This is a genomic window from Acinetobacter sp. Q186-3 (genome assembly GCF_013420655.1).
GTDB lineage: Bacteria > Pseudomonadota > Gammaproteobacteria > Pseudomonadales > Moraxellaceae > Acinetobacter > Acinetobacter indicus.
The window spans coordinates 1-10446 of the sequence record NZ_VOXS01000031.1; the positions used below are offsets into that span (position 1 = coordinate 1).

The 10446-nt window shown below is 33.4% G+C and carries 13 protein-coding genes; 7 read left to right on the forward strand and 6 right to left on the reverse strand.

All coding sequences use genetic code 11. From position 1 onward, the window contains the following. Positions 1-180: 180 nt before the first annotated feature. Positions 181-453 carry a NadS family protein gene (nadS, locus tag FTT64_RS13910; protein WP_000369781.1) on the reverse strand — a complete coding sequence of 91 codons (273 nt, stop codon included), beginning with the start codon at positions 451-453 and terminating at the stop codon, positions 181-183. Beyond that, entirely contained in the window at positions 446-766 is a 321-nt protein-coding gene (locus tag FTT64_RS13915) for a type II toxin-antitoxin system RelE/ParE family toxin (RefSeq protein WP_000897307.1), read from the reverse strand. Before FTT64_RS13915 ends, nadS begins: the two co-directional genes overlap by 8 nt. A 357-nt stretch (positions 767-1123) precedes the next feature. Here FTT64_RS13915 and FTT64_RS13920 point away from each other — a divergent pair, with 357 nt between their 5' ends. Further along, positions 1124-2692 carry an ATP-binding cassette domain-containing protein gene (locus tag FTT64_RS13920; RefSeq protein WP_159124549.1) on the forward strand — a complete coding sequence of 523 codons (1569 nt, stop codon included), beginning with the start codon at positions 1124-1126 and terminating at the stop codon, positions 2690-2692. A gap of 213 nt (positions 2693-2905) precedes the next feature. On the opposite strand, the gene FTT64_RS13925 is transcribed toward FTT64_RS13920, so the two are convergent. Together FTT64_RS13925 and FTT64_RS13930 are read right to left on the reverse strand one after the other, a co-directional pair. Then, the gene (locus FTT64_RS13925; protein ID WP_179995781.1) at positions 2906-3208 is read right to left on the reverse strand and encodes a hypothetical protein; all 303 of its coding nucleotides are present in this window, start codon (positions 3206-3208) and stop codon (positions 2906-2908) included. A gap of 73 nt (positions 3209-3281) precedes the next feature. Next, a complete protein-coding gene (locus FTT64_RS13930) occupies positions 3282-3800 on the reverse strand; it encodes a plasmid replication DNA-binding protein (RefSeq protein WP_179995782.1) in 519 nt (172 codons plus the stop codon). Between the two features lie 1077 nt (positions 3801-4877). Between FTT64_RS13930 and FTT64_RS13935 the strand changes: the two genes are divergently transcribed. From FTT64_RS13935 to tenpIN, 5 genes are all read left to right on the forward strand, one after another. Continuing rightward, positions 4878-5162 (forward strand): hypothetical protein, encoded by a 285-nt coding sequence (locus FTT64_RS13935; protein WP_180009727.1) that lies wholly within the window; start codon positions 4878-4880, stop codon positions 5160-5162. Between the two features lie 198 nt (positions 5163-5360). After that, entirely contained in the window at positions 5361-6512 is a 1152-nt protein-coding gene (locus FTT64_RS13940) for a hypothetical protein (protein ID WP_163143596.1), read from the forward strand. A gap of 105 nt (positions 6513-6617) precedes the next feature. After that, positions 6618-7535, forward strand: a complete 918-nt coding sequence (locus tag FTT64_RS13945; protein ID WP_180132127.1) for a hypothetical protein — start codon at positions 6618-6620, stop codon at positions 7533-7535. 11 nt (positions 7536-7546) lie between these two features. Then, complete coding sequence (locus tag FTT64_RS13950) at positions 7547-8077, forward strand: hypothetical protein (RefSeq protein WP_179996726.1); 531 nt, start codon at positions 7547-7549, stop codon at positions 8075-8077. 256 nt (positions 8078-8333) lie between these two features. Then, positions 8334-8822, forward strand: a complete 489-nt coding sequence (gene tenpIN / locus FTT64_RS13955; RefSeq protein WP_179996725.1) for a type III toxin-antitoxin system TenpIN family toxin — start codon at positions 8334-8336, stop codon at positions 8820-8822. A gap of 75 nt (positions 8823-8897) precedes the next feature. Here tenpIN and FTT64_RS13960 read toward each other — a convergent pair whose 3' ends face one another. Then, on the reverse strand, positions 8898-9212 hold the full coding sequence (locus FTT64_RS13960) for a BrnA antitoxin family protein (RefSeq protein WP_068975325.1): 315 nt from the start codon (positions 9210-9212) through the stop codon (positions 8898-8900). Further along, positions 9199-9486, reverse strand: coding sequence for a BrnT family toxin (locus FTT64_RS13965; protein WP_005244631.1), 288 nt, complete (start codon positions 9484-9486; stop codon positions 9199-9201). Before FTT64_RS13965 ends, FTT64_RS13960 begins: the two co-directional genes overlap by 14 nt. A 305-nt stretch (positions 9487-9791) precedes the next feature. Between FTT64_RS13965 and FTT64_RS13970 the strand changes: the two genes are divergently transcribed. After that, positions 9792-10220, forward strand: a complete 429-nt coding sequence (locus tag FTT64_RS13970; protein ID WP_000877730.1) for a hypothetical protein — start codon at positions 9792-9794, stop codon at positions 10218-10220. Positions 10221-10446 lie beyond the last annotated feature (226 nt).

The following is a 10446-nucleotide window of genomic DNA, read 5'->3' on the forward strand; positions in this document are numbered from 1 at the left end:
AAATAAAATTCAGTTTTATGATAACTTTACTGTTAAAAGAAGTCTAGACAACCTTGTTTTATGCTTGGATATAAGGCTTATTTTAAAATAATAGTAGTGAAGATTTTCTAAAATTAACATAATACACCTTATACGAAATAAAAATGGGAGCCTTAAGCTCCCATTTTTTAAGTAATTTTTTCAAATAAGGCTTGGGTGAGCATCTAAAATTCGAATCAATGTAGCTGCTGGTCCAGTTGGATAGCGTCGTCCCTGTTCCCAATTTTGCAGGGTACGGGGGCTAATATGTAGACGTGCAGCAAATTCATTTTGGCTCAAGCCAGTTTTTTCACGTACTTCTTTAATATCAGGCAATTCGAGTTCTGTAACTCGGCTTGCTTTAACTTCTTTACGTTTGATAGCTCCAGCTTCTTTGATTGAAGCAACCAAGTCATCAAATAAGTTGTTATCCATGAAATTGCTCCTTCACGAGTTGGTGCAGAATGGCGGTTTCCTTATCTGTTAAATTATCTTTTACTGATTTTGGATAAGCCACTAAGAAAAAGATCTGATCATCCTCGGTGACCCAATAATAAATCACCCGTATCCCACCACTTTTCCCTTTGTTACCTTGAGCACAACGTACTTTGCGAATACCACCGCCATTCTTGATTAGGTCACCTCTATCAGGCTGTACCAAAAGATCTTGCTGAAGTTGACGATATTCCTCATCAGATACAAGGTCTTTAATTTGCTTGGTAAAGATGCTGGTTTCAATAAATAACATGGACTCTTTATACGTCAATGGCGTATTTGAATTTTAGCAGTTTCCATAACAAAAAACGAGAGCTGGTAGATCTCGTTTCGCATAATCGCCATTATGTTAAATAACTTTTAGAAGCTTTAGTACAAGCTTGACAGATTGTCTTATCATTATAAAATAACCTTATTCAAATCATCCTCCCAAGAGTAACGCCAATGAAGTAAGTCATTTTCTCATCATTATTTTTAAACTTTTGATGTGCAAAATAGATTCTACTTGTGGCTATATATTCTTGGTCTCTACTTTATATCCTAAATAATATATTGTTTTTTATAAGTTAATCTTCACTATTTTGCATATCCTCTACATGAGGAATTTTTTATGCAACATGCATGTATTGCTTCAAACTTAAATTTAGAATTTTCTACACAGAAAATGTTTGATCAGCTAAACATTACGCTTTTATCAGGACAGGTTTCTGCATTAATTGGACGTAATGGTTTAGGTAAATCCCTATTGTTCAGAATATTAGATCAAAGCCAAGCTTTAGATATTCATTATAGTGGTCAAGTTTCATGGAATATCCAACATGATTATTTGGCACAATTAGAACGCCTTAATGCTGAAAATATTGCACAAGCATTAGAGGTAGATCATTTACATCATGCTTTTCGGCGTATAGAGAACAATACAGCTAGTTTTGATGATTATGAGTTAGTTGAAAATACCTGGGATTTACCACAAAAATGGCAAAATATACTTGAAAATGCTGACTTACCTACGGATTTGAACTTTCCAACAGAAAAACTGAGTGAAGGACAAAAAACAAAGCTGGCTTTATGTCGTTTGTTTTTAAAAAAGGATCACTATCTACTTTTAGATGAACCAAGCAACCATTTAGACTCAACATCTAGACAATGGTTAATTGAGAGTATTTTGGCACACCCTAGTGGTGTATGCCTGATTAGTCATGATCGCCAATTACTCAATCAAGTCCAACATATTTATGCTTTAACTGAATTAGGCTTACAACACTACAAAGGTAATTATGAGCATTACATTCAACAGCATCAGCTACACATGGATGCATTAACTCAGTCTATTAATAATGAGAAAAAAGAATTAAAGCAGTTAAAACAACGGCAACATGATAGCTTAATGAAAGCGAATAAACGTCAATCTAAAGGCAATGAACTTCGTGATTCTAATTCTCAAGCAAAGATTTTTCTAGATTTCAAAAAGGAAAATGCTGGACAAAGCTTAGGTAAGCTACGTGCCCAACAAACTCGACAAACTGATGATTTGAAAAATAGTCTGATTAATAGGCAGACCATTGTAGAAAAAATCAAAGCTCAGAAGTTTGAATTCCACTTACAGAGTACGAAGCAAGGAGAGATTTTAAGAATTCATGATTTAAAGCTACCCCATACAGCAACAAATAAAATTAATTTTGCATTGAAAGCTGGCGAAAAAATCCATCTTAAAGGTGCTAATGGAATTGGTAAATCAACCTTATTGAAATTGATTTCTACCCATCAACGTGATGATATTTTCTTTAGTGGAACATGTTTGTATTTAGATCAAAACTTTAGTTTATTAAATAATGATTTATCCGTAATCGAAAACCTTGCACTTTATAACTCCAATCTTACTGAAGTTGAGTGGAGAAATTTGTTAGGTCAGTTACGTATTCGTCGTGAAAAAGCTTTATTAAAACTATCAGAACTGAGTGGTGGTGAAAAATTGAAAGTCGCATTATTAGCAATGAGTCACTATCCTGATGGTATTGATTTATTATTGCTTGATGAACCAGAAAATCATTTAGATATTGAGTCTAGAGAGCTTCTATCGCAGGCTATTAGCCAATATCAGGGCGCTGTAATTTTAGTTTCACATGATCATTTTTTTGTTGAACAGTGTGAAATATCTGAAGAGTATTTAATTGAGTAAAATGACATTTTCAAATATATAGATTTATTAGTTCTACTAAAATTAACATAATACACGTTATACGAAATGCGTTATAATTTTCTTTAGAAATCAATGCTGTAGTTTCTAGTTGATAGCCCAATCACACCCGATTGGGCTTTTTTTATGATTTTTCATGTTTCACGATCAAAAAACAATCAATGTTCCACGGTTTTGTTTAGCTTTGGCGAATAATCAATGGATGCCATTGAAGCCTCTTAGGTCTTCCGTTTTCTCAAAAATGAAGTCTCTGCGATCCAGGATTAGACAGTTTTTATTGTGTCGTCTAATTGATCGTGTTGCCTTACTGATGTCGTGACAATCCCAAAATCGCTCTGTTCCTGTGATTGCCGCTATGGGGTGTGCATCTTGTGCAATATAAATCAGGGAAACTACTATTTGTCTGCCGTTTTCATAGCGTTTCCTGGCGAATACAACATGATGTGCAATCTTAAGAAATTGGACTGTAGATTTATTTAAGCGTTCTTGAACAGACATAACTTATCTCCAAAAGCATAAGTTATTATATCAACTAATTTACAACTAATTTACAACTAACTGTTGTTTTATATTAGCCATAAGGTTTAAAAAAACGGCTCCAGAACCCCCTTTTTTCTAGTTCTGGCTCAATATGTTCAGGGACAGGAATACGTTTATTCCCGATGACCTCTGATTCCTTAGGAGGCATAGCTATGACGTCCTCTTTTTCTTCTACCGTGGATTCTGCTTGTTTTGATTTTGGATCATCAGATTGCGTTGTATTGGTTTTTGGAGCTTCCAATAGTCGTTGCATAGTTTCAATTTGATTTTGATAGAAGCTTTCTCTATTTTTTGCATCATCCAACTGATTTTTTAGTATGTCTATCTGCTGTCTAAGTAGTAAGACTTCTGCCGAACTTGGACTGTCTACTTTTACAGATTCTTTTACATCGGTTTTTTTAGCAGGCTCACCAAAAACACGAATAGCTTCTGAAAAATCAATTTTATTATCAGAATTTTTACTTAAAATTCCTTTATTTATATGATTGTAAATTGTCTGTCTATTTATGCCGTAAAGCTTGGATAATTCAAGAACTGAAAGACTTTTCATGTTGTAAAGTGATGCCTATTGTTGTCTAAAGTCACTGTCTAATAGACTGTAAAATTTACAGACTGGATAGATATAGTTTTACATATATACCATCTGATTTTATCTAATATTTAAATTGTTGTATTAACTAGACTGTCTAAAAATCTTGGACGGGTTTATAAAAATTAATCAAAAACAAATAGATATTGGTGTATTTAATTTGAGCAAATAACAATTTTTTTTTGAAAAAGAGTGAAACTTATTTTTTAATGAAAATAGAAATTAATCAAATAGATGTAGATGATTTTTTAATAAGAAATTAGAAAGAGTGAAAGTTAAGGGCTTGAATTGAGTAAAAAAAAACCGCTGACACCTTGCAGTATCAACGGGTTTTTCTTATATTCAGCGGTACGCAGTTATTTGATGTTGACGCATCAGATAACGAAGATCAGCAGAGCTACCAACTCGTGCAGATTTCACCAAAGGCTTGTACCTGTTCGCACATTTTAACGTTATGAGCAGTAATTTCAAGTCAAAACATGAATTACTTCGTTATTGAATCGTTTTGTGTCCATTAAATAAGCAATCTTGAATTCGAGCTTTGCCCGCTTCTGCGTGTCCGTTTATTCGGGTCTAGGCATGTGGTGTGGGTGGATGGAATAAAGCGACGCTAGCGCACCACAGCGATTGTTTTACAGTAATGTAGAGCAGGAGTTGCTACTAGGGGATATCGACAAAGCAACAGCGTGATGAGTAGTTCAGGGATGCTTTAAATTGTATGTTGGGGAAACCCTCGCAGAGAGAAGTGACCTGTTCGGTTTGAGAACGTGTCGATGCGGTGTGTGAATCGTAATCTCAGCCTGTGTAGGAAAGCACAATTACCTACTGTCGTGGACGACCGATGCGTGGCTCCGTCAGCCCAAATTGGTGTTCGGCAATACTTTAAGAGCAAGCAATTTTTTGTAAGCTCTTAGGGTGAGTATTGCCGAAACTCTCTCAACATTCACCATCAGCCCAGAGTAAAACGAAGGCTGTGGAGAATGTTGAGAGAGTGAGAGCATTAAAAAAAATATTTTTATAAAATTAAATGGTGATGATATGAAATCTACTTTAGAAGATCTTGAATGGTTTGAAATGATGTTTATTGCAAATCATAGAGGTATAAAAACGCTAACATCTCAAATTAAAGAAGTTCGTAAAGAGTTAAAAGAAAAAGAAGCTTTAGTAGATCCTAAGGATGAATCTATTCAGAGTCTAAAATTGATTTTGAGTCATTTATTAGATTCCAGAAAATTTTTGAAAGAATATGAGCAAAAATTTGATCATATGCTGGGAATGCAAAGAATGTTTAGTGTTGATCTTGAACTTTTAAAAGATTTTTAGTCCTGGATTATTCGGGTATTGGAACTCTTATTTATACATTTACCAAAATTGATCAAAAAAAACGCTATTTTATAAAAATGGTGTTTTTTATTCTTTTTTAATCAAAGATAAACTTTTATGCTTTCCGCATAAAAGGTATATTTTGATTAGATAATGATCTACTACACAACAACGAAAACAGACTGTCTTCTCAGTCTTATGCAATGCATTTCGAATGGAAGGGCTAAGTTTTGGTTTTCTGATACTGTGCTTTTTTCAAAGTTCCATCATGTGCTTCCAAAATTAATTTTGAAGTATGGCCTCGATCTGACTGAATCTGAGCGTAAGAAAAAATCGGACTACGGGGAACCAGTATGGAGTCTGGTCATCAATTATGATCCAGCCAAAAGTGAGGTATTCCAGTTTTGGTTATTTACCACAGGCTACAGAGAAGCGCGAAGAAGTAAGCTGACGCTAAAAGAAATACTCGCCAAAAATTCGAGCATGGTACAGAAGCAAAAGTTGAATAGTCTTTTGACAACCAAAAGAGAAAAACTGTTGCACTATGGGGATTATGTACTGGGACAATACATTGAGTTTAGTGATCTTAAGCCACAATTTTCTCGGGTTTATTATCATCCTGAACGCTTTGGCGTTATTTTTAATGTTCATGCCAAGCGTGTAAAAACTATTGATAGTAACCAAGATCTGGTTTATCGGGTGTTTAAGCCTTTTGATGCATCTGATGTCAGGCGTTTTTCCAGTATTCAACGTATTTTCGGCTTTGCTTTTTTAGAAAATGAACATACACGTTGGAATCAGGCATCCGTGAGTGCATTTTTACTGCAACGGTTTGGAATTAAATTTAACGATGACGTGAGCTATAACGAGCGGTTGAAAGAGCTAACTCGTGCATTACGCGGGGTTCGTAAAAAGCATTTGGAGTTTTTTCAACGATATTCTCAGAAGAAAATCCGTTTTACCTGGTATCTATCGCAAGAATTTATGCAGTCGGCAACGCGGGAGTTGAATAAAAAAATTGATTTAATTTCGACTGAACAGGCTGATCGTTTGAAAGAAGCCACTTTTAGATTGAGTTCTAAGGGAACTTTTCATGGTACACGTCATCAAATTGGCACGTTACAGGCTAAAATGAGATCGATATTAAATGCCCGAAATCCCGAGCAGAAGAAGCTGAATCAAATGTATTTTCCAAAAAACTTACACTATGTACGCTTCACTGCCAAGAAGGCTTGGAGTATGAAAGAGTTTGAAGTGGCTTGTCGAAATGCAGATCAGATTTATTTGAATAAACGGAATAAGCGAAAGCCTAAAGATCAACGATTAAGAAGAGACAGAAAAAAATGCTAAAGCTTTTTTTCTTAAATTTCGCATAAGAGATTTTATGTTAAATAAAGCCTTTTAACTGACTAAAACTTATGAAAAAATGTATTTTTAATTCTTAAAATATTAAGTATGCATTCTTTAGCTCCGTACACTATAAGAACTTATGATCAGCAATATTTTAGACTTCATAATACTTATCCTCCTTTAGATAAGATTTTAGGTCGATTAGATCTTTATACGATTTTTAAGGATTGTTTTACTGAGAAAGGTATAGACTTTCATATAGTTGAAGATGAAAAGAAAATTTACAGAATCGTTGATCTTCAAGTTGATGATAAAACTAGAATTATTAAAGGTTTTTTACAACAAGGAAACTACGGTCTTAGGTCTGATATTATAAATATTGACACAGGAAAAATAGATTATGCAAAGACAGAAAAAAATGCTGAATTAATTAATTACTATTTTTATCTAAAAATTCCTCTTTCATATAATGAAGGCTTTGCATTTTTTCAGTGCTATAAAAGTGTAAGTGCTAAAACACTGATTTTTAACATTCTATATAAATATTACAAAGAAAAAAGCGGACTAGTATTACAATTTAAATCATTAACAGATGATAAATCTTTTGATGAATGGAAACAGAAAGCACAGGTGAAAGAAATTAAACTGACTAAATTTACAGGTATCGATGATAAAGCTCAGAGAATCTCAAATTTAGGTCATCGAGAGAATATTGAAACAGTATTAATGATGAAGCCTAAAAAAGGTAATTTCGGCTTGTTAAAAAACTTTCTCACGCCTAATACAGATCAATTTAAAGCCGTAGAAGTGTGGGAAGAGGAATGTCAGCAAGTTAAGACAGTTGTTAGTTTAAATGGCAAAAGTAGGACTTTTACTGTCGGTAGGAACCAAACAACGGCACTATGTGAGATAGAAGCTCCAGACTATATTGAAGTACAGGGAGGTTTACCAACTCCTGAAGCTTTGGAAAAATGGTTTGAAGAAATTGATCAAGAGTTCACTAGAAGTTTATATAAGCCTTAAGGATATAGACTATGAGTAATCGCATTAATATCTGTGACATAGTGGTAGGTCACTTTCGAACATTGCGTCAAACTCGTAACAATAAAATAGGAATTTTAGAATTTCTTGTATTCATTGTGCTTCCAATAATTTTATCAGTTAGTATTATTTTCATACCATTGAATGGGAAGGAAATAATTTCTTTACTGGTTAATTTAGGTTCAATATTCTCAGCTTTACTTTTATCAGTTCTAGTTCTAGTTTTTGACCAAGAACAAAAACTGGAAGAAAGAAGAGAGTTAGCTGAAGAGAAAGAAAAAGCGATTGATCCACTCTTTGATATTAAGAAGTCGGTATTAGAAGAGCTTTATTACAATATTAGCTATTCCATTTTATGTTCTATTGTCCTTGTTTCTTTATGCCTAATTTATACATCAATCAAATATATAACTATATTTCATGGTTATATGTTGAAACCATTGATAGTTTTCATTCTTATAAACTTACTTCTTAACATATTGATGATTTTGAAAAGAATGCATACATTGCTTGTAAGTAGATGATATATAAATATTAAATTATGTTTAAGAAGAATTTGAACCTAGCCTTTAGTACGTTTTTTATTGACTAATATGTGTATTCATATATATTAGTAGATAGATAGCTTGTGGGGTAGGAAGATCCTCACGTTAAACTCTCAAATTCCTTGTATATCATGTGGGGTAGGAAGATCCTCACGTTAAACTCTCAAATTCCTTGTTGCTATCTAGAAAAGCCTCGACAAATGTCGAGGTTTTTTGCATTTAAATGGAAATATATATGCAATTAAAGAAGTTAAATACCTCTTTCTACACTGGAAATCCGATAGTCCAACATGCATTGGATTACTATGCTCTGGATAGTAAATGGGATACAACCAAAGGACGAGGACATGGAGTAGTAAAAATAACTATAAATGATCTTACTTTTGCAATTCCTGTTAGATCTCATGTTACTCACAATGCTTCATTAATTCTTGAGGTAAATAGAAAAGTTAAACATATTAAAGGAATGGGGCTAGATTATTCGAAAGCACTACTAATCAAAGATGAATCATATATTTCAGATGAAGTATTTGTGCTTAGGACAAAGGAAGCTGGTAAAAAGTTAGCTGGTAAGGAAGCACATATAACAAAAATGTTTATTGGTTATGTAGAAAAATATATTAATGCGGTTAAAAAAAAGGATCAAAACATCCTAAGATCAGCTGAATATATAGAAACTACTCTGATTAATTATCACGAAGAATTAGGAATTTCTCAGCAATAAGAAATATTAAATTTTTCTAAAATTAACATAATACACCTTATACGATATCAAAAATGGGAGCCTAAGCTCCCATTTTTATTGATGTTTTTTTAAATCTTCTAACATTGCTTCTCGCAGAATTTCATTCATTCGTGTTTGATAGCCTTTACCTTGAGCTTTAAACCATGCAAGTACATCAGCATCTAAACGGATGGAAGTCTGTTGCTTCACTGGGCGATAGAATTGATTATGGCGTACAGCATTGCTCCAGTCGGTAATTTCAGGAATATCTGAGAGATCTAGCTGATCATCAGGAACCGTCCCTTTAGCAAGCAAGCGTTCAATTTCAGCATCTTGCTTGTCGCTGAATTTTTCATTCAGTTCTTTACGTGAGTATCTAACCATGCTCATATCTATCTCGCTCCGCCTTAGTGACTTGTCTTGCACTAATGATTCGTATGATTTCACAGTCATCTTCATCAAAAATGGTGTGAGCTACTAAGAGCATTAGTACGCCTTTTACTTTCCCAATGGTCTGCCAACGTTCTTCACCATCGGTATGTCTGTCCTGAATTGAGATCCTCAGTGGATCATCAAAAACAAGGCTTGCCGTTTCGAAAGAGATATCATGCTTTTTCTGATTCTTTCGATTCTTAGCCTCATCCCATTCAAAATACTGTTCCATAAAAAACATTCAAATTTGTATATACAATAATGTATCACAAAATTGTATCACTCAACCTGATTGGTGTAATTTTTAGTCAAAATTATTGGCAAAAAATATCAAAACTGCTCATAAAAAAGCCGACTTGTTTCAAAGTCGGCTTTTTGCTCATTTTTGGATTTTTATGGTTTGAATAAGTATCTGATATTTAAATTAATATACAAATGTACTTCGTATAATCGCCATTATGTTAAATAGAATCAAAAAACCTCCAATAAAATCGTTATAGTATTATTATTTATTGAGTAGATAAGAGAATTAAATTAGTGAAATATTCAAATGAAAAAATAGTAAAAGCTCTCTTACTTTCTCCTTTACCACTACTTTTTTTCACAGCAGTCCTGTTTATCGTAATGAATCAGGAATACAGCCTATACTCGATTTTAGTGGTTCTTGTAGGGCACGGTCTTGTCTACTTGGCTTATTGTATTTTGACTGTACCTTTCAGCTTCATATTCTCAATTCTTTTAAATCGTTATAACAGTCTTAATTTATTAACTATCTGTATTGCCTCTATAATTATTGCTACTCCATTTTTTATTCTTTTTGGATGGAGTCACACAGGAGAAATTTCGAAAGAGTGGTGGAAGATGTATACAGATACATGGACTATCTTTATGGCTCTATTTCCTGGCTTATGTTATTGGCTATTTCTGATTAACCTAAAAGATAAGAAATCAAAGAATATTGAATAAACCATTGCATAGAGATTCTTAAATTTCCCTAAAATTAACATAATACACGTTATACGAATTCCCAAGGCATGGCTTCCAGTCATGCTTTTTTTATCAAAAGACTATACCTGAATGATAGCGAGCCAAATCGCATACAATATCTATCATTAGACTTAATGCAATAATTAAATGATAGTATTATCATTAATCTAATAGAATTAAGATTAAATGATAGAAATGAATACAC